Raw genomic sequence first — 23,689 nt, 5'->3', positions numbered from 1 at the left:
GCCCGCTATAGTACTCCGCGCCGCGCGCTGCCCGCGCTCCTTGCGCTCCTCGCGCTCCTTGCGATTCACCGCGCCGGGCCGCATCTCTCCTGCGAGGTGACCCATGAAACCCGGCGACCATCCCGATTTCTTCCGCTTCGCGCCGCCCCCCGGGACCTCCCGCGAGAGCTCGATCCGGCTCGATCGCGAGGGCCGTTTCTGGCACGACGGCGCCCGGGTCGACCATCCGGCGATCGAGCGCGGGCTCCGGTCCTGGATCGGGCGGCACCCGGACGACGGCCGGCCGATCCTCACGAACGGCTACGACTGGTGTTACTTCCAGGTCGACGACGCGCCGCTCTTCGTCGACGCGCTCCGGATCGGCGAGGGCGGCGCGGTCTCGCTGCTCCTGTTCGACGGCACGGAGGAGCCGCTCGATCCGGCGACGCTCTCCCTCGGCGAGGACGGCGTCGTGTACGCGCGCGCCCGGAGCGGCGCGCTCGAGGCGCGCTTCTCGCGCCACGCGCAGACGCAGCTCGCCCCGCTGCTCGTCGAGGCCGAGCCGCCCACGCTCCGCGTGGGCGGGCGCGAGGTCACGCTGCCCTCGCGGGCCGCGCGCTAGCCCCGCGCGCCGGAGATCCAGGGAGGGATCGCCGGCGCGCGGGGTCGAGGCGGCCGCGCTCGGCTCAGTACCGGTACTGCCAGAGCAGGTCGAGCATGCCCGAGGTCGCCTGGCGCGCGTCGACGCCCACCGTGCCGCGGAGCGTCCAGTGCTCGCTGAAGCGCCAGTCGATGGTGACCTCGGTCCGCGTGCCGCGCTCGCTCGCCGTCCCGCCGGGGGTCGGCCCGCTCGAGCCCGTCGCGGCGCTCTGCTGTGCGCCTTCCTGGAAGGTGGCCTGCGCCGTCAGGTTGTCGCTCAGCCGGTAGACCAGGCTCGTCCGCAGCGCGCCCTCCGAGGTCGTCCCGAACCGCGTCGTCAGCCCGCGCAGCGGCGCGATGCCGCTCAGCAGCGCGTTGAACTGCGCCGACGCGATCTCGCTGCCGACCGACGCCGCGACGCCGCCGGCCGCGAGGCCCGCGGGCGTCTGGGAGCCCGCGGCCTGCGCGCCCTCCGAGAAATCGGCGCCGAACAGGAGCCGCGCGAGGATGTCCTGCTGCGAGCTCGGCGGGCTCGAGGTGAAGCGCAGCGACCTGTCGGTGATGGGCCGGAGGTTGCCGTTGAAGGCGACGTGGATGCGCGTGCCGTCGGGGGCGTCCCAGTGCGCCGTGACGTTCAGGTGCGGGTTCGACGCGTCCTCCTCGCGCAGGCGCACGCGCCCGCCCTCGATCTCGAACGCCTTGCCGTAGATCTCGAGCTCGCCCCGCGTGATCACGATGCCGCCCGACACCCGTGTGTCCTCTCCGATCACGACGCGCGGCGGCGCGTCCTCGGCGCTCTGCAGGCGCAGCCTCAGCCCCGCGCCGCTGACGAACGCGTCGCGCACGTCGAACGCCACGGAGTAGCGGAGCGCGTCCGCCGCGCGCCGCTGCTTCTCCGGCCCGAGCGGGTGCGAGACGGAGATGTCGGGGTTGTCGCCGAGCGGCTGGACGTCGCGGCTGCTCGTCGCCGGCAGCGAGACGCGGAGCGTGGGGACCGTCGCGTACAGGGCGAGCTCGCCCGGCTTCTTCTCCGCGATGAACGACAGCGCCCCGGAGGCGGTCCCGAGCGGCACCCCCTCGAGCGTGAGCGGGAGGGCCTGGTCCTCGGCGATGGTCAGCGCCCCGGCGCCGTCGCGCAGCGCCAGCCCGGCGAGCCGGAACAGCGCCCAGCCCTGCGCCATCCCGGTCGTGCCCGCCGCGCGGAAGCCCTCGATCCGGAGGACGCCGCCCTCGGCCGTGACGCGGGCGGCCACGTCGCGCAGCTCCTGCCCGAGCTCCGGGATGTGCACGACGCCGTCCCTGACCTCCAGCTGGGCGCGGAGGTTGCCGTCCGCGTCGGACGGGCCGCCGAGCTCGATGCGGAGGTCGCCGTCCAGCGTCCCATCGACCTTGCTCAGCAGGCCGCCGACCAGCGGCTGGAGCGCCGCGAGCCGGAAGCGCTCCGCGGAGATGGCGAGGTCCGTGCGCTCGCCGTCGAGGACCGGGATGAGCCCGCCGCGGAAGCGCACGCTGGCGAAGGCGTTCGCGCGGATCTTGCCGCCGCGCCGGCCCTCGAGGGCGAGCTCGGTGACGCGGAGGTGCCCGCGCCCGGCCTCGCGCATCGGGTCGATCCGCAGCGCGAGCACGCCGCGCTCGAAGGCGAGGTCGCTCCCGAGCGTGACGCCCGGCACCGTGAGGCGCGCCTTGAGCGACGGCGCGATGTTGAGGCCGCGCATCTCGATCTCGCCGCTCACGCGCCCGGCGATGCCGCTGTCGGCGAGCAGGGGGATCTCGCCGAGCGGGACCTCGCGCAGCGTCGCGCGGAAGGAGCCGGTCCACGCCGGGGGCGGAGGCGCGCCTTTGAGCGCGCGCGCCGGGACGTCCGCGAGCAGGCGCTCGAGCGGCGCGAGCACCTCGGCGCTCACGGTCGCGATCTCGGCCGCGCCGCGCGTGACGTGCGCGTCCAGCGTGGCCTTCTCGCTGTCGTACGTGAGCCACGCGTCGAGATCGGTGGGGAAAAGGAGATCCGTCGCGCTCGAGGCGCCCGGCGGCGCGTAGGTCAAGCCCCACCAGAGGGTGCGCGCCGTCAGGAACGGACGCTCGATCGTGCCGTTCGCGTACGCGTCGATCCGCACCTCGCCGGCGAGCGGCGGGAGCGCCTCGCGCACGAACGAGGGCAGCGTGGTGAGCTGGTCCATCCCGCGCCGCGGGATGGAGGCGTGCGCGGCGATGGGCGAGCGCAGGAGCGACGACCACCGGTCCGCGGGCGGCCCCGTGAGCGCCTCGAGATCGAGCTCGATCGCGCCGGAGACGTCGGCGAGCAGCCCGCCGTCGTACAGGGTCAGCGCGGCGTCCGCCTTGCCGGTCGCGCCGCTGAACGAGCCCTTGAGCTGCGCGTCGACGAAGCGCGACTCCCAGGCCGGGCGCTCGGCGCCCAGCCGATGAGGACCGGCGAGCGCGAGGCCGTGCGTCCGCACGAGCACGTCGTGCAGCGAAGGCAACGGCTCGCCGGCCGCGCGCGACACCCCGAAGCGGGTCGTGAGCTTGCCGCGCACCTCGCTCACGATGTGCCCGATCGGCATGAGCTGCGCGAGGCAGCCGAGGTCCCAGTCGTCCGCGGCGACCTCGGCCTTCCCGACCAGGGTGGTCCAGGTCTCCGCGCGCAGGAGGGGCCCTTCCAGCGTGCCCTCGGCGCCGGACACACGCACGCTCGCGAGCGTGCCGGCGCACCGCGGCAGGGCGTCGTTCCACGCGCCGTTCGGCGGCTGCCCGCCGTTCCCGTTCGGCTGCGGCGCTTTCGCGTCGATGCGCACGGACCCGTCGGCCTTGACCTGGTCGCGCTCGAACGTCGCCGTGAGCTGCGCCGAGATGCCGGACAGGAACGCGACCTCGCCCCCCGTAAGGCCGAGCCGTACGTGGCCCGAGCGCCCGGTCTCGCGGTCCCGATCGAGCGCGACGTCGACCTCCGCGCGGCCGCGCACGCGGATCGGGATCCCGAGGATCCGGGCCAGGCGGCCGACGTCGATGCCGTCGCCCCGGAGGCGTCCAGTCACGTCATCGCCGCGCACCGCGAGCCGGCCCTTCAGCGAGCCGAGCTCGGCCGAGGAGAGATCGAGCCCCTCGACGGCGAGCCCGCCGGCCGAGGAGGTGATCGCCGTGATCTTCCCCGCGGCCGCGGCGCCGTCGCGCTTCAGCTGGAGCTCGACGTCGCGGAGGGCGAGGGGAGCGGCGCTCAGCCGCGCGGAGGCGCTCAGGGCGTCGTCGCCGTCGGTGAGCGTCGCGCGGAGCCTCGGCGAGGCGAGCGGGCCGGAGATCTGCGCGGTGACCTCGTCGACGGTGTGGCCGCCGGCGAGCGCCTCCTTCCCGGAGAGCGAGGCGTCGATCGAGAGCGCGTCGATCGGCCCGGAGACCCGCCCCGCGACGCGCGCGCTGGCGAGCGCGACGTCCTGGCCGACCCGGAGCCCGGCGAACGCGCCTTCGACGCGCGCGTCGAGCGCTCCCCCGCGCAGGCTCCCCTCGACGCGCACGCGGCCGGCGCCGTCGACGGGCCCGGCGAGGCGCGGCGCCGCGGCGATCGCCGGGATGTCGGCCGTCGCCGCGAAGCGGAGGCCCTGCCCGCCCGGCAGGAGGGAGACGGCGGCGTCGATCGGCGCGCCCGGCTCGTGGAGGTGCGCGCGCGCGTGGAGCTCGCCGCGGTCGAGCACGAGGTGGACGTCCGCCGCCGGCACGCGCTGCCCGAGCAGCGCGGTGGGCTCGGTCCGCGCCTCGACGGAGAGCCGGAGCAGGTCGCCGAGCTCGACGCGCACCCGGCCGTCCGCGGTGATCAAGGGCGCCGGATCGGAGCCGCGCTCCGGCGCGGGCTTCGCCGCGGCAGCGCGGAGCCGCGCGGGCGCAACGCGGGGCAGGGAGGGCGCGGCGCGGGTCAGGGGGGGCGCGGCGCGGGGCCGGGCGGGCGCGGCCGGTACGGGCGCCGCGCCGGCCGGTACGGGCGCCGCGCCGCCCGCCGTATCGGGCGAGAGGCGCACGCCGAAGAGCCGCAGATCGACGTCGCGCGCCTGGACCTCCGCGTCGAGCCGCACGGGCCCCGCCACGTCGAGCCGCCCGGTGAGGGCGAGGCCGCCGCCCGCGGGGCCGGCAGGATCCGCCGAGGCCGAGGCCACCACGTCGAGCTGAGGGAGGTGGCCGTTCACGGCCACGCGCGCGGAGATGGGCTCGGTCAGGGGGTGATCCGGGAGGAGGCTCCGCAGCTGCTCCGGCGTGGCGCGCGGGACGCTCGCCTGCGCCTCGAGGTGCTCCTCGTCGAGCACGGCCCGCGCGGTGACCTCGACGTCGGCGAGCCGACCCGCGAAGCTGCTCCACATCCGGACCTCGTCCCCGGCGCGGAGGTGGTAGTTCGCCGTGCCCGCCGTCCTGGCCGGCAGGAACGCGCGATCCACGAGCCCCGTCTGATTGACGTCGACCGCGACGCCCTCCGGGCCGACGTGCACCGACCCGAAGAGCCGGCTGACATCGGCGTCGAGCGCGCGCGGCGGAGCGACCTGCCCGTGGACCCACCCGCGCCCGATCTCGACGTGCGAGAGGGCGACGACGACGTCGCGCGGAGGCCCCTGGGGCTTGGACGAGGGCGGGCTTCGCGGCGGCAGCGGCGTGAACGTGTCGCCGAGGGTGACGCCCCCCGCGCCGTTGTCCTGGACCAGCACGTCGGCCTGCTCGACCCGGATGTACGGGACCTCGATGCGGAGCGCGCCCGCGCCGAAGAGCGCGCCGCGGAGCATCGCGAGCACGTCGGCGCGCGCCTCGAGGCCGCTCGCGCGGATCACCTTGTTCCCGCGTGGATCGAGCGCGACCGCGGATCGGATCCGCACGCCGCCCAGGCCGAGCGCGTCGATCTCGTCAGCGACGATCCGCCCCTGGAACAGCGAGCCGAGGAGCCGGTTCGTGGCGTCGCGGGCCACGCGGCGCGCGGCGGGCGTGTCGAGGTGGAGCGCGACGCCCACGGCCGCGGCGCCCGCGAACGTCAGCGTGAGCCCGAGCGCCGCCGCGACGGCGGACGCGGCGCGGCGCGCGCGTCCCGGCGCGCGCGGCGGGCGCGGTGCCGAGGAGCGCCGCGCCTCGGGTGCGGGGTCGGGCGTCACGGCGGGTAGCTTAGTACGCACGGGGCGCGGCGACCGTGCTGGCGCGCGGCGCGACGGCAGGCGGCGGACGAACGCCGCGCCGCCGGGTCGAGCTCCGCGGGGGCGCGCCCGCGCCGGATCCACGCGCGCCGCAGGGAGGTCCTCGCCGGAGCGCCGCGACCTGCGACACGCCGCCACGATGTGCGCCCGAGGCGCGCCGGAGCGGAGCGGTCAGCCGGCGAGCCGCTCGAGCTCCACGAAGAGCGTGCCGAGCTCCGGCTTCGATCGGAGCGGCGCGCAGAAGCGGCTGGCCAGGTGGAGCAGCTCGGCGTCGAGCTGATCGACCCTCCGCCCGATCTCGGCGATGCGCTCCTGGGACTCCCGGCGCCGCGCCTCGAGCTGCCGGTCGAGCTCTTCGAGGCGCTCGCGCAGCTTCTTGATCTGCGCGTCCACCTCGGCCACCTCGTGCTCGCGGGCGATCGCCTCGCTCTCCGCCTCGTAGTCCGCCTTGCGCGACGCATACCAGCCCTCGACGAGCTCGGCCAGCTTGCGGTAGCTGGCGGCGAGCTCGAGGTAGGGCTCGGCGAACCCGCACCGGCCCTCCCAGCGCACGGCCTCCTTGTGCGCGATCAGCACCTCGGGGACGAACGCCTGCGTCGCCGCGCTGAGCGGCGCCACCCTGGCGCGGAACGACCGGGCCTCCTCGCGCGTGAGCGAGGCGTCGACCGTGAGCGCGTCCATCGCCCGCCCGATCTGCATCCGGCCGTCGCGCCACTCCTCGGCGACGCCCTCGAGGCGCCGCTGCTCGTCGAGGGCCCTCGAGCGGAGGTCGGCGTGCTCCCGCACGACGCCGCGCAGCGCCTCGAGCTGCCGCTGGATGTCCACCGGCGCCGACGCGCCGAACGCGCGGGCCGTCATCCGCTCGAACAGATCGAGCCGGCTGACCCACGGATCGCGCCCGGCGCCCCTCGAGCGCACCGCCGAGTCGCGCGGCATCGCCTCCGGCGGCGGGGGGAGCGCGATCCGGCTCGCGGCCGCGATCTCCTCGAGCTCCGCGAGCACGCGGTACGCGTCGACGGGGCGCTCGGAGGGCTCCTTCGCCATCAGGGCGCTGACGAGGCGGTCGAGCGCGTCCGGCATCTCCGGGGCCAGCTCCTTGAGGTGCGGCGGCTGCTCGTTCATGTGCTTCAGGATCCAGCTCGCCGGATCCGGGGCGTCGAACGGCAGCCGCTGCGTGATCATCTCGAACATGATGACCCCGAGCGAGTAGAGGTCCGCCGGGGGGCCAGCGTCGATCGTCGTGCTGCGCTCTGGCGCCATGTACTGCGGTGTGCCGAAGATCTCGCCGAGGTTCGTGAGGCGCGCGTCCTGCGCGCAGCGGGCGATGCCGAAGTCGAGGAGCTTCACCCAGTCGCCCTTCATCAGGAACACGTTCTCCGGCTTGAGATCGCGGTGCACGACGTCGAAGTCGTGCGCTCGGCCGAGGGCGCGCGCCATCTGCACCCAGATGGGCAGGGCCCGCGCGAGCGGCACCCGGCTGCGCTCCACCACGTCGGCGAGGCTCGTCCCCTGGAGCAGCTCCATCACCAGGAAGGGCAGCCCGTCGTCGGTGTCGCCCTGATCGAAGATCTCGATGATGTTCGGGTGCGCGAGCCGCTGCGCGTGCCGTGCCTCGCGCCGGAAGCGCTCCCGCGTCGTCGTGTCCTGCGCGAACTCGCGGTTCAGGATCTTGATGGCGCACGGGGTGCCGATCAGCTTGTTGTATGCCCTGTAGACCGTGGCCATCCCGCCGATCCCGAGGCCCTGCTCGATGACGTACCGACCCGCGATCGACGTCCCGATGCGGGGATCCTTCTCGGAGACGAGCGACGAGCCGTCGATGAAGCAGAAGGCGCTGTCGGCCGGGTAACGCTGATGGCACTGCGGGCAGGTCTTCATAGCGGGCACGTCGGCTGCAAGGCTACACTCTACGGGGGGCCGCTCTCGAGGGTCAACGCTCGGCGCGCGCCTCGGCGCTTTGTCGAATCGTGGTGTGCTGCGCTGCCTTGCCCTGCGTGATTCCGCGTAGCCCGGCGTCTCCTCACGCGGCCCCGCGTCCTCCCACGTGGCCCGCGCGCCGCCTCGCATCCCGCGGCCTCCCCTCGCGTGGGCTAGCGTGGTCTCGCGTGGTCTCGCGTCTGCCAGCGTGATTCCAGCGCGGTTTCCGCGTGATTGCCGGCGGCGCGGCGCGCGCCGCGCGGGCTCTCCGCGATATGTTCTGGTGACGCCATGGACGAGGCTCCCTTGCGCGCGGTGGTGATCGGCTCTGGCGTCGGCGGCGCTGCCGCGGCGCTCCTCCTTGCGCACGCCGGCATCCCGGCCCTGCTCGTCGAGAAGGAGCGCCGGCTGGGCGGCTCCTCTGCCGCTTACGAGAGGGACGGCTTCCGCATCGACACAACCACGCACATGCTCGGCTGTGGCGACCAAGGCCCGCTCGGCGACGTGCTCCGCCGCGTGGGCCAGGGCGACGCGATCACCTTCCAGCAGAGCGACGAGCCGGCGGCGCTCTGCTTCACGGGCGCCCGCGCCGGGACCGCGCGCGCTCGCCGCGTCGTCCTTCGGACAGATCTCCTCCGGCTCGCCGGGACCGCCCTGGATCTCGCGCGCGGCCTCGACCTCACGCCGCTGGAGGCCGCGGGCGCCGCGCGTCTCTTCGCGCACGCGGCGGCGATGCGCGACGTCGATCTGGCCGCGTGCGACGACGTGACGGCCGAGGCGTACGTGGCCCGCTTCATCCCGCGCGCCGCGGCCGCCGCTCGGCTCGGCGGGCTGCTCGGCCTGCCGTTGCTGCTGCCAGGAGCCGAGGCGTCCGCGGGTGAGGCGCTGTTCTCCTTGCGCCGGCTCGCCCGCGCCGGCCGGCAGCGTTATCCCGAGGGAGGCGCCTCGCGGATCCCCGAGGTCTTCTGCCGCCTGGCCCGGGAGCTCGGCGCTGCCGTGTGGACGGGCGCGACCGTGCGCCGCGTGCTGGTGCGCGATCGTCGCGTGCAGGGCGTCGAGCTCGAGGATGGAACGGCGCTCCCCGCGCGCATCGTGGTGAGCGCGGCCGGGCTCCTGCGGACCGTGTCGGGCCTCGTTGGCGAGCCGCACTTCCCCGACGCCTACGTGGCGCGCGTCCGTGCGATCGCGCCCCAGCCGAGGCTGGTCGAGGTCAAGATCGGGCTGCGCAGGCGGCTCGTCCCGGCGGGCGCGCTCGCCGGTCTCGCCGGCGGCGCCGGCGCGCCAGCGTTTCCGTTCTACTGCCTCGCGCCGACGCGCTTCGACCCGTCGCTCGCGCCGCCTGGGCATGAGCTCCTCTGCGCGTGCGCCGTACCGGGGGGGAGCGGCGGCGCCTCGCGCGCCGGACCCGGCGCGACGGTCGACGAGCTCTTGCGCGCGCTGTCGGCGGCGGTGCCCGGCGTGCTCTCCCAGGCGATCTTCGTCGACGGATCAATCCAGGACGGAGGCGGAGAGGCGTGCGCTCCGGGCGGCGAGCTCGCGTCGGGGACGGCGCAGACGCCTGGCCAGGTCGGCCGCGCGCGGCCGGCGGTGTACACGCCCGTGAGGGGGCTGTACCTCGCAGGGCGCGCCGCCGGCGGGCGCGGCGCGGGGATGGATCTCGCCGCCTCGAGCGCGATGGAGTGCGTCGACCGCATCCTCGTCGATCTCGGCCGCGATCTCGGCGCGCCCGCCCCGCCCGCGCTGCTCGACATCGCGGGCGATCTGCTCGGGCGCGCCGCGGGCTCCACCGCCTCATGGCTCACGCGCCCCCGCTAGAGCGGCGGTCACCCGCTAGAGCGACGGTCACCCGCTTCGGATACGGGCCCACCTCGACGTTTTCGGTGCTCAGCGCACTGGAGTGCGCTTGCGCGCCGAAAACGCCGATCTGGGCCCGTCTCCTGTGCGGGTGACCGCCGCTCTGCTCTGCATGGGCCGCTCTGCTGCCGCTCTGCTCTGGATGGTGCAGAGGTGGGCAGGAACCGTTCTGGCCCGCGCTTCAGCGCGTGGTTGTGGTGCCGCGGTTGCCCCGCGCGAGCGCGTCGAGCGGCAGCTTCTGATCCTCGAACACGGCATCTAGCTCCTCGCTGCCCCGCTCTCGCACGCCGGAGCGCGGCGATAGCTCGGGGCGCACCGAGGACGCCGGAGCCATCCGCGCCGACAGAGGCCCCATCGTCTTGATCGACGGCGGGGGCTCGGCGCTCGAGAGCGTGCCGGGCGGGACGGAGCGCACCGAGGGGGGCGAGCTCGCCATCGTGCGCAAGGACGGCGGGCTCGGCAGGCTGCGCCTGGAGGAAGGCGGCCCTGCCTGCACGCTCGACGGCGTCGGCGTGGGTCGACGCGCCGCAGGGCCCCCTGGCAGAGGGCGCGACGAGGGGACCGGCGGCACGCTCGGCTGCGCGCGCGTCGACGGAGGTGGACCCGACAGGAGCTGTGAGCGCATCGACGGAGGCGGGCTCGACAGGGGCTCTGGGCGCGACGACGGAGGCAGGCTCGACAGACGGCCGCTCCCGGCGGCCTCCGCAACCACATGTGCGGGGCCCGAGAGCGAGCGGGCGGAGGGCGGCGGCGCCGATGGTGACCCGCCCGGCGCGTACGCGCTCGGCTGCGTGCGCGCCAGCGGCGGCGCGGAGGGCACCGGCGGGGAGCGGAACGAAGGCGGCGCGCTCGACGGGGGCACCGGCGTGAGCGCGTGGCTCGCGAGGGGCGCCCGGGCCGACAGCGGGGCGGCGGAGCGCGCCGATGGCGGCGGCAGCGTGCTCTGGCTCGCCGACCTCTCGCGGACCTGCGGCGCGAGGCGGGAATCCGCGCTCGCGCCCGCCCGCTGCGGTGCGCGGGTGTCCGCGCCCGAGGCCGCCTTGTGGCCGAAGGTCTCGCTGCGCTGCGCCCCGATCATCGTGTAGCGCCCGCCTGCCTCGTCGCGCCGACCCGCGTCGCGCTGCGCGTTCATCTCGCGCGTCTCGCGCAGCGCGCCGTTCAGCATCGCCTCGAGCTCTCGCTCGCTGACCTCCTCATCGAGCCGCAGCAGCGTCGAGCGGACGTCCCGGGCGAGCGCCTCGAAATCGGCGGGATCTCTCGCGTAGATGCTGTTGGACAGGAGGATCGCGAGCGGCCGCCGCTCGGCGGCGATAGTCGCGGCGGTGGCCGCGTCGCAGCGGTGCAGGAGCACCCCGCAGCCCGGCGCCACCGCGAGGCACAGGCTGAAGAGCGCCGGCCACGCGGGATCAAGGACCACAAGAATGCTGGGCACATGAAGCGGGGTTGCGGTGATCTGCGCGCGGCGGTCCATGGCAGCCCGAGGATAAACGAAACTGCCCGAGCGATCGTAGTTCTCTTTCTCTGAATCGGTCATTTTTACTCTGCTTGTACGTTCCGCGTACGTTCCGCGTTCGTTCTGCGATGAGGCCAGTGGCGTCGATCTCCTACAGCTCGATTGCGTGTGCGCCATTCGTTGCGGCGTCGCGTCATCACGTCGTCGTGACGTCGCGTCGTCGCGTCGTCGCGTCGTCGCGTCATGGCGTCACGGCGTCGTCGTCGTGACATCGACCTTTCGGCTCCCGCGTCCACCCGGTGCGCGTCGTGCTCCGGGCGGGGCACGCGCGCCGCGCGCCCCGCGCCCGGATGAGCGGCGGAGGGCGCGCGGCGTGGCAACGCCGGTATCGCGGTGGGCGTCGTGGGCTCGGTGGACGCCGGGAGACGACGTGGTGTGATGCCTGCGCGGCGCCGCCCCGCCCGGCGGCGCCGCGATCACAGCCCGGTATAGATGGTGGCGAAGGAGGCCGCCTCGCCACGGAGAAGCAGGCTGAGCCGCGGGTTCGGCACCTTGAAGGTGTGAATCTTGGCGTTCCGTACGTCGAGCACCGCGAAGGCGCCGCCCGGCGTGCTCTCCGCGAGCCCGTTCATGAGCAGGTTCAGCACGACCGAGACGCGCTTGGACGACAGGGGCTCCCCGCGGAAATACATCTTGATGACATGCGGCGTCCCATCGATGACGAGCCCGAGCTCCGGGTTGACGTTGATCTCGAGATCGCCGAGGCGGTACGTCGACGCCGGCGGCTCGAACCACGTCATCCTCGTCGAGGCGAGGAACTTGCGATATCCGTTCACCACCGACGGGTAGATGCGGCGGCGCCGCTCGTCGTGCTGCGCGGCGAGGAAGCCGTCGAGCACGCTGGTGGGCTTTCCGCTCCTGTGCATGTCGACGATCGCCTCTCGCACCTGCCTGTAAAAGTCCGTGTGGAGCTCGTCCTTCCGCTCCTTGAACTCCCTGACGCCCGTCAGCTTGGGCGTCCCGGCCTTGAGAACGAAGTCGACAAAGTACGTGAGCGAGATCTTTTCCATGAAGTCTCCTCCAAAACGAAGCATTCCGGCGCGCCATTTACACGCTCGTGCGAGAGACACGCCGTCGCGCCGCGTTCTTGATGTCTACCATGGATAGTCATCTTCGACCCGTCGGGAAAGGGATCGATCGGACGGACATTGTCCCAACCCGTCAGGGCGGACGGCGGTGCCTGCGGTCGTAAAAGCTGTTGTGATTACGAGCGTTTGCGCGTGTCGTCGGGCGCCGGTTCACCCCGCGGCGCGGCGTTCCGCTAGGCTGTGCGAATGGCCATGACGAGAAGAGGCGCGCGCGGCGAAGGTAATCGACAGAATCCAGCTGTTGTCCAGGGGATCTCCTGTGGAGAACGCCTGTGGAGAGCTGGAGAGCAAGGGGCGTTATCGAGGTGTCGGCCCGGTGGGACATGGTCTGTCATAGCCGCGCCCTCCTTGGTGCTTGACGCGGCTCGCGGGCGGGGGATCGCGCCGGACGCCGCCCCTCGCGCAGGCCGAGCGGCGGAGGGGCGTCGGCCCCGCGGGGTGCGTCGATGATGGACGTCAGGCCGGAGCGCGCGGGTGATGAAGCGGGGCTCCGCGCCGTTCACCTCGCGGCGTTCCCCTCGGCGCTCGAGGCGGATCTCGTGGACAGGCTGCGGGACGCGGGGCGCGCGGCCGTCTCGCTGGTCGCGGAGACGGACACGGGCATCGTCGGACATGTCCTGTTCAGCCCCGTGACGATCGCCGGCGACGGCGTCCCCGGCAAAGGCCTCGGCCTCGCGCCGCTCGCGGTCTCACCTGGGCTTGCGGGCTGCGGCATCGGCTCTGCGCTGGCGCGACGGGGGATCGCGGCGTGCAGGGACGCCGGCTTCGCGTTCGCGGTCGTCCTCGGAGCGCCGGAGTACTACGCTCGGTTCGGGTTCGAGAAGGCCAGCCTGTACGGCCTCGGCAACGAGTACGCGGCGGACGAGGCGTTCCTGGTGATCGAGCTCGCGCAGGGGGCGCTGGAGCGCGCCCGAGGCGTGATCATCTACAGCCCCGAGTTCGGCGTCTTCACGACCTGAGCCCGAGTCCGGTCTTCACGACCTGAGCTCGCGTCCTCTCGCCAGATCGCCCGCCGCCGTCCGGCTCAGGGGGGCGCGGCGGACCTGTCGGACGCGGTCGCCGCGCGCCACGCGGTGGTCGCATCGAGGCCGTGCTCGCCGAAGCGAGGCGCGTAGTCCCGCTCCACGGCGCGCTCCAGGATCTCGCCGTACCGCGCGGGCGGCATCAGGCCCCAGACGCGGTCGTCGTCGGACATCGCCGCGCGCCTCGCGCCGCCAGGGGGCATGTAGCTCCTGCGAAGCCGCGTGAACATGGCGGGGAGCTCGCGCTCGACCAGCTGCCGCACGGCCGGGGCGCACGGCTGCTCGAGCAGGTAACGGAGCAGCGTCCAGCCGAAGTCGCGGTGCCGCACCTCGTCGCGCAGGATGCGATCGAGCGCCCGGCGCGCGACAGGCACGGTGCACCCCTCGCGGAGCACCTTGAAGAGCGGGACCGCGACCGTCTCCCCCAGGCAGAACACCTCCACGCCCGCCCGGGCGACGGCCATCTCGAGCGGCTCGTCTCCGCTGCTCCTGAGCCCGAGCGTCTCGCGGCGGAGCGCCGGCAAGGCGCCGCCGCCCGCGCGGGCGTGGACGCGATGGCTGAGGCGAGCGTGCGCGAGCTCGTCCTTGACGATGCGGAGGCCGTCGTCGATGAGATCCGGCGACGCGCCCATCTGGATCAGCCAGAGCGTGAGGTGCTGCGTGATCGCCGCCGAGCGGTACTCGGCCTCCACGCGCCGCCCCCACTCGGCGCGCACCGCGTCGCTCGCGGGAGGGAGGGGGGCGCGCTGCCCGCGCGGCGCCTCCGCGTCGGCGGCGCTGTCGTGCTCTGGTTCGGAGGCGTCCGTCATGAGATCACGCTAGGCGGGGAGTCCGGGGGCGGCAAGACGGGACACGGGCGCTCGTCGCCCCTGGACGAGCTCACGGCGACGCGCCCGGGCGCCCGCCAGGCGGCGCGCACACCTTGATGGTCGAGCCGCACGCGTCACAGGCCTGCTTGTAACAGGGGTTGATGACGACCTCCTGGCAGCCCGCACTTTCCGGACACGCATCGCCGATCTCGCAAGCCTGGCTCGGGAAGCAGCCCGCCTCGGCCAGCACGGGTGTCGTCGAGGCGTCGCCGCAGCCTGGCGTGAGCCAGCGACACACCGGCCCGAGGCCAGCGCACGCGTCCTCGGTGGCGACGGTGAAACAGACGTCGGGGGGCGGCGGATTGCAGAAGATCTCGGCTACCTGCCAGCTCCAGGTGTCCTTTTGCTGAACGCACACGGCCTGGGTCGGTATCGGGCCGCAGCCGGTCATCATCTCGTAGGGGCAGGGCGCGCTCGCCGCCGCGCAGGGATCCCCGTCGGTCGGCATCTCCTCGGGACACACCGGCGCCGGCGGGTTGCAGGCCGGCGAGATCGGTTCGGACCACGTGGCGTCGTCACCGCAGCTCACCACCGCAGGGCAACCGGCGTTGTCATAGTTACAGGTCGTCCCGGGCGCCGCGCAGGCGCCGCCGGCCTTCGGCATCTCCACGGGGCACTCCGGCGGCGGCGGGTTGCAGGCCGGCGACATCGGCTCGGACCACGTGCCGTCGTCACCGCACGTCACCACCGAGGGGCAACCGGTGGTGTCATAGTTGCAGGTCTTCCCGCGCTCCTCGCACGCACTGCCGGCCTTCGGCACCTCCACGGGGCACTCCGGTGATGGCGGGTTGCAGGCCACCGTGGGCGCCTGTTCCCACACCCCGCCCATACACGTGCTGTCGATCGGGAGGTCGCACAACTCTTTGCCATAATTGCACGAAAGGCCGTCCTCCTCGCAGCTCGATCCGATCTCCGGCGCCGCCTCGGGGCAGCCGCCGCTCGTCACCGTGGGATTGCATCCCGGCAGGGCCACCGCGCCCGCGAGCGAGGCCGCCGCGGCGACGGTGACGATGAACGGCGCCTTCAGCACCTTTCGCTTCTTCTGCATGGGCATGGTTCGACGGGTCCTTTCTTTGGCACAGGTTGGCGCAAGGTCACGTCCTCGCGCGCTCCAAGGCTGGGTCGAGCAAGCGAGGTGCCAGGGCGATCCACGGCGGACCTGGGAGCAAAATTTGTCAGCAGGAATGGAAAATGACGCCCTGGATGTGTCTTTCACAGCGCTCCTGGGAGCCCGCGAGCGCTCTCCCGCTCGGGCCATGAGCCGATTCAGCGGCAGGCGCTGATCTGCACGTCGTCGATGTTCCAGCCCGACATGGGCGCGCCGCCGAAGGCGATGACGGCGCTGTAGCCGAACCGCACCCGCAGGCTCGGGCTCTTGTAGGGCGTCAGATCGTAGGTGACGCGCTTCCATCCGGACTCGGTGACATCGTCGTGCGGAGACTCGTAGACGATCCGCCAGCGCGATCCGTCGAAGACCTCGACGCGGGCCTTGTTGCGGTAGGTCGTGTTCAGCCATCGCCAGAACGACAGCGTGACTCGCCCGCTCACGAGCGCGTCGACGGCGGGGCTGGTCAGGTAGCGCTGCGGGTGCGGCGCGGTGACGCTCGGGCTGCCGCCGAGGACCACGCCCGCCACGCCGTCGTCGCCGGCCCCGGTGTGATCGCTCGCCGGATCGGGGAACCCCGCGCGCTGGTCGCTCGACGCCCTCGCCGGCCCGATCTCCCACCCCGCCGCGAGGCTCCACCGGGTCGTGTTGTCCGCGAAGGCCTCCGTGAAGAGGACCCGCGCGGAGCACGGCGCGCTCGGGTCGACGTTCCCGGGGGCGCCGCGGAACGCCGTCGGAGAGGCCGCCGCCCAGTCCAGCGCCAGAGATCCGTCCCCCTCCGCGAGCCATGGCGCGTCCGCCGGGCCGGGCGTGCACGCGGCCGCGGTGAGGCCGCACAGGACCGCGGCCCGCCCAATCCACGTCTTCATGATCGCTCCTACGAACGTTCAATGCCGGAGGCGCAGACACCCTTCCGCAGGGCCGTCGCGCGGCACCGAGAGCACGTGTTTGTAGGCCTGAAACAGGGCGGCGGATAGGCCATGTGAGGGGCGCCCGATGCGATGAGATCGGCGTCGCGCGCCCTCCGACGGCAGCCGAGCTCCTGCGTCGCCCCGGCGAGCTCGGCCGCGCGCCCATCGCGACGCGCGACGTCGGCGAGCGCCCGTCGCCGCGCGACGACGGCGCGCTCGGCCCCGCGCGGGCGGGCGCGCTACGCCCCGCGCCGGCGGGCGCGCTCGGCCCCGCGCCGGCGGGCGCGCTCGCGCGACGGACGGATCACCGGGGCGCGGCCGTCATCGGGGCGCGGTCGCGGGAGGCCGGGGCAGCGGGATCGGCCGCTGCAAGATCGCCTGGCGGCTCGTCACGTCGCTGAGCATCAGCGTGAGCATCAGGCCGACGAGGAGCGCCGCCACGATCATGGGGAGGGCGTTCGTGAAGCGCTGCTCGATGAGATGCATGAAGAAGAGCAGCACGAGCAGCGTCTTCGCCGTGGCGATGAGCAGCGCCGCGACGACGTCGGCCGCGCCGAGGTGGGCCAGCGAGAGGAGGTACGACGCCAGCGTCAGCCCCATCAGGAGGAGCCAGACGATCACGTAGGTCCGCGAGGAGAGGTGCTTGACGGTCATGGGCGCAACGTGCCGTTAGCGGTGCATCAGTGCATCAGGTAGAGCATCGGCCAGAGGAATATCCAGATCACGTCGACCAGGTGCCAGTAGAGGCCGCCGAGCTCGATGTGCGTGTCGTTGCCCGCGCCGTACCGGCGCCGGAAGCACCCCCACGTGAGCCAGCCGAGGACCACGAGCCCCGCCGTGACGTGGATCGCGTGGAGCCCGGTCGTCAGGAAATAGAGGGTGAAGAACATCTTCGCGCCGGCCTGCGGGAGCTCCTCGAAGCGGTAGGCCGAGCCGGGGAAGATCCCCTCGTGGAAGTGCTGGGTGTACTCGACGCCCTTCAGCACGAGGAAGGCGAGGCCGAGCGCGATGGCGCCGAGCAGGAGGCGGCCGGCCATCGTGGGCCGGTCGAGGCGCACGGCGTAGACGCTCAGCGCGACGAGCAGGCTGCTCGTCAGGAGGATCGCGGTGTTCGCGGTCCCGATGACGGCGTTGTTGTGCGCGACGCCGGCGCTGAACTCGTGGCCGAAGACCGCGCGGTAGGAGGCGTAGAGGGCGAAGAGCCCGGCGAAGAGCAGGACCTCGCTGGCGAGGAAGATCCACATGCCGAAATGCGCGGCGTGGGTCTGCTTCTCGAGATCCTCGAACTGCATGGCCAGCCGCGCCGGCGCGAGCTGCTCAGCGGGCGGTTGAGACTCGGGCATGGGCTTCCTCTTCGGTCAGGTGGTAATCGTACGGGCCGCGATCGATGACCGGCGTCACGGGGAAGTTGTGCTCCGGCGGGATGGGCGGCGTCAGCCACTCGTAGCTCCGGGACCTCCATGGATTGGCGCTGGCGCGCGGCCCCCAGCGCAGGGCGATGAGGAGGTTCACCAGCGCGAGCACGAGCGCGCCCGCGAGCAGGTAGGCCCCGCCCGTCGAGAGGACGTTCAGCCACTGGTACTGCGCCGGATAGCTGTAATAGCGGCGCGGCATCCCGGCGTTGCCCGCCAGGAACTGGGGGAGGAACGTCAGGATGAACCCAAGGAACACCCCGAACGACGTGAGCAGCCCCATCGGCTCCGAGTAGGCGCGGCCGAACATCTTGGGGAACCAGTAGTGCGCCGCCGCGAGGAACGCGGTGAGCGTGCCGCCCACCATGATGAAATGGAAGTGGGCGACGACGAAATAGGTGTCGTGCCAGTGGACGTCGAGCGACTGCGTGGCCACGGCGACGCCCGTCATGCCGCCGAAGACGAAGAGGAACAGGAACCAGAAGAAATAGAGCATCGGGGTGTTGAACTGGATGGCCCCCCTGTGCAGCGTCGCCACCCAGGTGAAGACCTTGATGGCGGAGAAGATCGCGATGAACATCGAGAACGCGCCGAAGATCCCGGCGTCGAGCTCGCTCATCCCGGCCACGAACATGTGGTGCCCCCACCCCGCGAACCCGATCAACGCGATGCCGAACGACGAGAGGGCGATCGCCCAGTAGGACGCCGGCTGCCGCTGCGCGAAGGTGCAGACCACCTCGCTGACGACCCCGAGCGCCGGGAGCACCATGATGTAGACGGCAGGGTGGGAGTAGAACCAGAACAGGTGCTGGAACAGCACGGGATCGCCGCCGAGCGTCGGATCGAAGACGCCGAAATGGTAGATGTGGTCCAGCCCGACGAGCAGGATCGTCAGGCCGAGGACGGGCGTCGCGAGCAGCATGATGATGCTCGTGCTGTAGATGGCCCACACGAAGAGCGGCACGCGTCCCCAGCTGATCCCGCGGGCGCGCATCGTGTGGGTCGTGGCGATGAAATTCACCGCCGTCATGATCGACGAGGCGCCGAGGATGAAGATGCCTATCACGACCGGCAGGACGCCCGCGGGCGTGGTCGTGCTGTACGGCGGGTAGAACGTCCAGCCGGTGTCGGCGCCCCCGGCGATCGTCGCCGCCAGCGTGACGACGGCGCCGATCGCGTAGACGTAGAGGCTCGCCAGGTTGAGGCGCGGGAAGGCGAGATCCTTGGCGCCGATCATGAGCGGGAGGACGAAGTTCCCGAAGATGTTCGGGATCGACGGGATCATGAAGAGCCAGACCATGACCACGCCGTGGAGCGTGAACATGCGGTTGTAGACCGCCGCGCTGATCACGGTGGGCCCGGGGGTCAGGAGCTCGGTCCGGAGGACCAGCGCGAAGGCGCCGCCGAGCAGGAGCATCAGCACCACGAGCACGTAGAACATGAGCCCGATGCGCTTGTGATCGGTCGTGAGCAGCCACGACCGCACGCCCGCGCCGGCGCGGAGATAATCGACCTCGTGCGCGCCGTGGACGGGCGCTGTCCCCTCGACCTCGTGGGCGATCATGGCGTTACCCCCTCCGGCGTGACGCTGCTCCCGGGGACCCCGCCGTCCCACGGCACGTCGGGGCCGTGAGGGACGTCGCGGATCGATTTCATGAGCTCGATGATCGCGGCGACGTCGGGCGGCGTGATCTGTCCGAGAAAGGACGGCATGACCGGCGGGAACCCGCGGTGCACCGCGGCGAGCGGATCCATGATCGACTCCGTGATGTAGGCCTCGTCGGCGACGCGCTCGCCGCCGGACTCGAGCGGTACGACGGCGCGGTAGAGCCCGGCCCAGCTCGGGCCGACGTGCGGTGTTCCGTCGAGGGTGTGGCAGCGGAGGCAGCCGTGCTTCGCGGCGGCGCGCTCGCCGCGGCTCGGCATCGTCGGCTCCGCCTCGGCGAGCTCGTTCTCCGCCTCGGCGGCGGCCTCCTGCGCGAACGCCGGGGCGCTCGCCAGGCCGCCCGCGAGCCAGCGCTCGTAGTCGACCGGGTCGAGCGCGATCACCTGGCCGCGCATCTCGGAGTGGCTCGTGCCGCAGAACTCCGTGCAGAGGATGGGGTAAGCGCCGGGCTCGTTCGCCTCGAACCAGGCCGTGGTGTACCGGCCAGGGATGACGTCCTGCTTGATGCGGAACGCGGGCACGTAGAAGCTGTGGATGACGTCGCGCGACGTCATGATGAGCCGGACCGGCCTGTGCGCGGGGACGTAGAGCACCGAGATCTCGCTGTCTCCGCCCGGATAACCGAACTTCCACATCCACTGCTTCCCCGTGACATAGACGTCGAGCGCGTCGTCCGGCGCCGTGCGCAGGTCGGCGAACTGGCGCGTACCGATGGTCCAGAACGTGAGGAAGAGGAAGCCCAGCGCGAAGAGCGACACCGTCTCGAGGAAGAGCGCCGGCCGCGCGAACGCCCCGGGGTGCGGCCGCGGCGTGTCCTGGAGCCGCCGGCGATAGCGGATCAGGAAATACCCGCCGATGAGCGTGATGAGGGCGGCGCCGCCCATCGTCGCGAGGATGACGAAGTAGTGCAGCCCGTCGATCTCGCGGGCCAGCGAGGAGCGCTGCTCGGGCAAGAAGAGCAGCTGGCGCAGCAGCTCGTTCATCGCGCGCGCTCCAGTCTCCTGCGCCGCCGCCCTTGCCAGCCGAAGAAGGCGACCACCGCGGCGACCCAGGCCAGGATGGCGGCCCCGCCGAGCCTCAGGAAGCCGGCCACATAAGGGCCGTACCGGCGGCTCGCGGGGTCGTAGCGATAACACGTCATGAGCACGCGCTCGAGCGGGGTGCCTATCTGCCCCCGGCTCGCCTCGAGGAGCGAGAGGCGGAGATCGAGGGGGGAGAACTCGATGCCATAGAGGATCCGTGAGATGCGGCCCTGCGGCGTGAGGACGAAGACGGCGGCGGGGTGCGCGTACTGCTCCGTCTGGGGGTCGTACGCGAACCGGAAGCCGAGATCGCCGGCGAGCGCGCGGATCTCGGGCAGCGCGCCGGTCAGGAAGGGCCAGGTCTCCGGCGTCGGCGCGCCGGCCAGGCCGAGGGCCGACAGCGCGGCCGTCCTCTTCCGCGCCGCGGTGGCCGGGGTGTCCCGCGGATCGAAGCTCACCGTGAGCGCGCGGTAGTCCTCGCCCAGCCGGTAATCGAGCTTCGCCATGCCGGCGACCAGGCCGCGCAGAACGAGGCCGCAGAGCGTCGGGCAGCGGTAATAGGCGAGGACCAGGAGGACCGGCCGCCGCCCGTCGAAGTGCTCGCCGAGCGGGGCGCGCCGCCCGTCCATGTCGGTGAAGGGGAGCGCCGTGTCGATGGCGCTCCCGAGGCGCTCGTCGATGTCCGCCTCGCGCGCGGCGGGCGGGAGCGACGGCGGATCGGCGGCGGCCGCGACCGGCGCGCGCGCGAGCACGAGCGCGAGGAACGCCGTTGTGGACAGGTGTTGCATCCTCATCAGCGGCTCTCCTCCACGACGAGATTCATCGCATCCTCGATCGGGATCTGCGCGAGCCCGCGGCTCTGGTCGGCCCAGCCGAAGCGGCCGAGCTCCTCGCGCTTCCGGCGGTTCAGCGCCGTGCCGACGCCCTCTTCGCCCATCTCCTCGCGCCGGAAGATGCGCTGATCCACCCCGGCCACCTCGCCGCGCGGCAGGGAGATCTCCCTGCCGCGCTCGGCGCTCTTCCCCGCGGGGCGGAGCTCCGCCTCGCGCCCGCGCATGAGCATCCAGGCCCAGAGGCCCAGGACGATGAAGATCACGACGACGGCGAGCGCGACGGCGAGGATCGTCTTCCACTGGACGACATCCTCTTCCTGGTGCACGTCGGGACGGCGATAGTTGGATGTCATACGCTCTCGTAGCGGAAGGCGGCCGGCAGCGCCGGGTCGTTGACGGGGACGAGCGGCTTGCCGCGCACCCGCAGCACGGTGAACGCGACGCACGAGCCGACCACGGCGAGGAGCGCCGCCGCGTCGAGCCAGTGGAACGGCGCGCGAGCGCCGGGGACCTCGGGCGCGACGAGCCAGTGCATGTCGAGGTAATGCGCGACGAAGATCCAGGCGGCGACGGCCGACAGCCAGGCCGGGCGCCGCTTGATCCTGTAATTGAGCAGGATCAGGAAGGGGATCACGAACCGCGTGAGCACGAGGACGACGGACATGACCGCCCACGGGCCGTGGGCGCGGTGCACGTAGAACTCCACCTCTTCGGGCCTGTTCGCGATCCATATCAGCAGGAGCTGGAAGAACGCGGCGTAGGCCCAGAAGATGGTGAACGCGAGGAGGAGCCGGCCGAGCGCGTAGTAGTGCGACGCGTTCAGCCCGGGCAGGAGCCCGGCGCGCTCGGCGGCGAACGCGAGCACCGTGAGCAGCGCGATCGCCGCGACGAAGCCGCCGGCGAACACGTAGACGGGGAACATCGTCGACACCCACGTCGGCGCGAGGGACATGAGCCAGTCGAAGGCCGCGAACGAGAGCGTGAGCGCGACGGGCGGGAGGCCGGCGACGCTGATCACGCGGAGACGCCGGCTGTCCGCGAGCGCCGGGGTCGCGTCGCCCTGGATCGAGCCGCGCCGGAGCAGGGCGCCGAAGACGAGCCACACCGTGAAGTAGATCCCCGTCCTCACGAGGAAGAAGGGGAGGTTCAGGTAAGGCGTCTTATGGAGCACGATGGATCGGACGTGCTCGTCGGGGATCGACTCGGGGCGGAGCCACTCCCCGTAGAGCGCGCCGAGGCCGAACAGGAGCGGGACGAACAGCGCGCAGAGGAGCGGCAGCGTCCCGACGATCGCCTCCGCGAGGCGGCGGACGGCCACCGGCCATGTCGCGGCCATGGCGTGGCAGATCATGAGAAACAGGAGCGCCCCGACCGCCGTGGTCACGGCGAAGGCGTAGGCCGCGAGGTAGGCGTAGAAGAGCCGCTCCCGGTCCACGAACGCGCCGACGACGAGGAACAGGGCGCCGAGGAGCGCGAGGCCGAGGGACCTCGACACGATCGCGCGGCCGCCCCGGAAGATGGGGAATCGCCGGTTCACTGGAGCTCCTTCCGGGCGCGCTCGCGGAGGGGCGGGGGGAGCGCGTCGAGCGCGGTGGCGCGGCTCTTCCCGAGTGCCTTCACATAGGCCACGATCGCCCAGCGCTCCATCAGCGGGACCTGCGTCTCGTACGAGCGCATGAGGCCGTAGCCCTCGACGATGACCCGGTAGATGCGGCCGGGCGGGAACGCCTGCACGCGCGGGTCGACGAGGGACGGCGGGCGCCGCAGCGTCATGTTGCGCGCGACCTCCGACTCTCCATCTCCGGCGACACCGTGGCAGGCGGCGCAGTGGATCTCGAAGCGCTCCTTCCCGTACTGGAGCAGCTCGATGGTCACCGGGACCGGGATGCGCGCCACGTACGTTTCGCCCGTGAACCCCTGGGTGAGCCCGGGATCGCCGGTCACGCGGTCGTTCGGCACGGCGCCCGCCGGGGGGTGGCGCATGACCGAGCCGTCGTCGAAGAGGTCTGTCGGCTGGTAGGGCGCGAAGCGCCGCTGCCTGAGCATGCGCTCGAGATCCAAGAGGTCAGCGTCGCCGGGCTCGGCGTCGGCCGTGGTCACCGGCGTGCACGAGAGGCAGAGCACCGCGGCCAGGCAGGAGAGCGAGAGGAGCCGTCCGCGCGTCATGAGCGCTCCTTTCCGTTCTTTCCGGCCCAGGCCACGGTGATGGCGCCGAGATCGGTGAGATCGCGCTCGGTGAGGGGGCTGATGAGCGCCGGATCGCGGGCGTCGATGCCGACCCAGAACCGATCGATGGAGGCGCGCTCGAACCCGGGGACGTCGAACACCGGGTGCCAGAGCTCGGGAAGCCGGGCGAGGACGAGCAGCACGACGAACCCGGTGAGGGCGGCCGAGAGCACCATCATCTCGAAGGTGATCGGTATGAAGGCCAGGGCCGCGTGCGCCGGCCGCCCGCCCACGATGAGCGGGTAGTCGAACGCATTGCAGAACCACTGGACGAGGTAGCCGCCCGCGGTGCCCGCGAGCGCGAAGGGCAGGATGATCCAGTTGAGCGGCGAGCGGCGGAGCCCGAGCGCCTCGTCGATGCCGTGGATCGGGTACGGCGTGAACGCGTCGAGCCGCCGGTATCCCCGGCTCCTGAGCTCCGCGATCGCCAGGAGCATCGCCTCGGGCGTCTCGAACTCGGCGAGCAGTCCTCTCCTCATC

Annotated in this window: 19 protein-coding genes; 3 read left to right on the top strand and 16 right to left on the bottom strand. The window is 72.7% G+C overall.

What is annotated here, in order from left to right; all coding sequences use genetic code 11:
* The first annotated feature begins 103 nt into the window (after positions 1–103).
* On the top strand, positions 104–601 hold the full coding sequence (locus tag WMF34_RS23425) for a hypothetical protein (RefSeq protein ID WP_012237168.1): 498 nt from the start codon (positions 104–106) through the stop codon (positions 599–601).
* A 64-nt stretch (positions 602–665) separates the two neighbouring features.
* On the opposite strand, the gene WMF34_RS23420 is transcribed toward WMF34_RS23425, so the two are convergent.
* Both WMF34_RS23420 and WMF34_RS23415 read right to left on the bottom strand, forming a co-directional pair.
* Positions 666–5,732, bottom strand: coding sequence for a translocation/assembly module TamB domain-containing protein (locus WMF34_RS23420; protein ID WP_437994599.1), 5,067 nt, complete (start codon positions 5,730–5,732; stop codon positions 666–668).
* A gap of 210 nt (positions 5,733–5,942) precedes the next feature.
* Positions 5,943–7,649, bottom strand: coding sequence for a protein kinase domain-containing protein (locus WMF34_RS23415; RefSeq protein ID WP_437994598.1), 1,707 nt, complete (start codon positions 7,647–7,649; stop codon positions 5,943–5,945).
* Between the two features lie 330 nt (positions 7,650–7,979).
* On the opposite strand from WMF34_RS23415, the gene WMF34_RS23410 reads away from it, so the two are divergent.
* Positions 7,980–9,503: a phytoene desaturase family protein gene (locus WMF34_RS23410; RefSeq protein WP_437994597.1), complete on the top strand. Its 1,524-nt coding sequence runs from the start codon at positions 7,980–7,982 to the stop codon at positions 9,501–9,503.
* Between the two features lie 220 nt (positions 9,504–9,723).
* Here the strand turns inward: WMF34_RS23410 and WMF34_RS23405 are convergent, their stop codons facing one another.
* Both WMF34_RS23405 and WMF34_RS23400 read right to left on the bottom strand, forming a co-directional pair.
* Positions 9,724–11,076, bottom strand: a complete 1,353-nt coding sequence (locus WMF34_RS23405) for a hypothetical protein (RefSeq protein WP_157906857.1) — start codon at positions 11,074–11,076, stop codon at positions 9,724–9,726.
* Between the two features lie 395 nt (positions 11,077–11,471).
* Positions 11,472–12,065, bottom strand: coding sequence for a hypothetical protein (locus tag WMF34_RS23400; RefSeq protein WP_012237163.1), 594 nt, complete (start codon positions 12,063–12,065; stop codon positions 11,472–11,474).
* A 524-nt stretch (positions 12,066–12,589) separates the two neighbouring features.
* Here WMF34_RS23400 and WMF34_RS23395 point away from each other — a divergent pair.
* A complete protein-coding gene (locus WMF34_RS23395) occupies positions 12,590–13,102 on the top strand; it encodes a GNAT family N-acetyltransferase (RefSeq protein WP_437994596.1) in 513 nt (170 codons plus the stop codon).
* A gap of 65 nt (positions 13,103–13,167) precedes the next feature.
* On the opposite strand, the gene WMF34_RS23390 is transcribed toward WMF34_RS23395, so the two are convergent.
* The 12 genes from WMF34_RS23390 to WMF34_RS23335 form a co-directional block, all read right to left on the bottom strand.
* A complete protein-coding gene (locus WMF34_RS23390) occupies positions 13,168–13,974 on the bottom strand; it encodes a ferritin-like domain-containing protein (protein ID WP_437994595.1) in 807 nt (268 codons plus the stop codon).
* Positions 13,975–14,044: 70 nt separating this feature from the next.
* Positions 14,045–15,082 carry a hypothetical protein gene (locus WMF34_RS23385; RefSeq protein WP_437994594.1) on the bottom strand — a complete coding sequence of 346 codons (1,038 nt, stop codon included), beginning with the start codon at positions 15,080–15,082 and terminating at the stop codon, positions 14,045–14,047.
* A gap of 218 nt (positions 15,083–15,300) precedes the next feature.
* The gene (locus WMF34_RS23380) at positions 15,301–16,008 is read right to left on the bottom strand and encodes a hypothetical protein (protein WP_012237159.1); all 708 of its coding nucleotides are present in this window, start codon (positions 16,006–16,008) and stop codon (positions 15,301–15,303) included.
* A 363-nt stretch (positions 16,009–16,371) separates the two neighbouring features.
* Positions 16,372–16,704 carry a cytochrome C oxidase subunit IV family protein gene (locus WMF34_RS23375; protein ID WP_012237158.1) on the bottom strand — a complete coding sequence of 111 codons (333 nt, stop codon included), beginning with the start codon at positions 16,702–16,704 and terminating at the stop codon, positions 16,372–16,374.
* A 26-nt stretch (positions 16,705–16,730) separates the two neighbouring features.
* Positions 16,731–17,393, bottom strand: a complete 663-nt coding sequence (locus WMF34_RS23370; protein ID WP_012237157.1) for a cytochrome c oxidase subunit 3 — start codon at positions 17,391–17,393, stop codon at positions 16,731–16,733.
* Entirely contained in the window at positions 17,368–19,026 is a 1,659-nt protein-coding gene (locus WMF34_RS23365) for a cytochrome c oxidase subunit I (RefSeq protein WP_437994593.1), read from the bottom strand. The genes WMF34_RS23370 and WMF34_RS23365 overlap by 26 nt, the downstream gene beginning before the upstream one ends.
* Positions 19,023–20,111 (bottom strand): cytochrome c oxidase subunit II, encoded by a 1,089-nt coding sequence (coxB, locus tag WMF34_RS23360; RefSeq protein ID WP_437994592.1) that lies wholly within the window; start codon positions 20,109–20,111, stop codon positions 19,023–19,025. The genes WMF34_RS23365 and coxB overlap by 4 nt, the downstream gene beginning before the upstream one ends.
* The gene (locus WMF34_RS23355) at positions 20,108–20,944 is read right to left on the bottom strand and encodes an SCO family protein (RefSeq protein ID WP_437994591.1); all 837 of its coding nucleotides are present in this window, start codon (positions 20,942–20,944) and stop codon (positions 20,108–20,110) included. Before WMF34_RS23355 ends, coxB begins: the two co-directional genes overlap by 4 nt.
* On the bottom strand, positions 20,944–21,336 hold the full coding sequence (locus tag WMF34_RS23350) for a hypothetical protein (RefSeq protein WP_437994590.1): 393 nt from the start codon (positions 21,334–21,336) through the stop codon (positions 20,944–20,946). The genes WMF34_RS23355 and WMF34_RS23350 overlap by 1 nt, the downstream gene beginning before the upstream one ends.
* A complete protein-coding gene (locus tag WMF34_RS23345) occupies positions 21,333–22,520 on the bottom strand; it encodes a hypothetical protein (protein ID WP_012237152.1) in 1,188 nt (395 codons plus the stop codon). The genes WMF34_RS23350 and WMF34_RS23345 overlap by 4 nt, the downstream gene beginning before the upstream one ends.
* Entirely contained in the window at positions 22,517–23,149 is a 633-nt protein-coding gene (locus WMF34_RS23340) for a c-type cytochrome (RefSeq protein ID WP_437994589.1), read from the bottom strand. The genes WMF34_RS23345 and WMF34_RS23340 overlap by 4 nt, the downstream gene beginning before the upstream one ends.
* Positions 23,146–23,688, bottom strand: coding sequence for a DUF3341 domain-containing protein (locus tag WMF34_RS23335; protein ID WP_437994588.1), 543 nt, complete (start codon positions 23,686–23,688; stop codon positions 23,146–23,148). Before WMF34_RS23335 ends, WMF34_RS23340 begins: the two co-directional genes overlap by 4 nt.
* Between the last annotated feature and the right edge of the window lies 1 nt (position 23,689).

Origin of the sequence: Sorangium sp. So ce145 (assembly GCF_051525985.1) — a bacterium.
In the GTDB taxonomy this organism is placed as follows: domain Bacteria; phylum Myxococcota_A; class Polyangia; order Polyangiales; family Polyangiaceae; genus Sorangium; species Sorangium cellulosum_B.
Note: the sequence above shows the minus strand (reverse complement) of the source record. Positions and strands in the feature narration are given on the sequence as shown.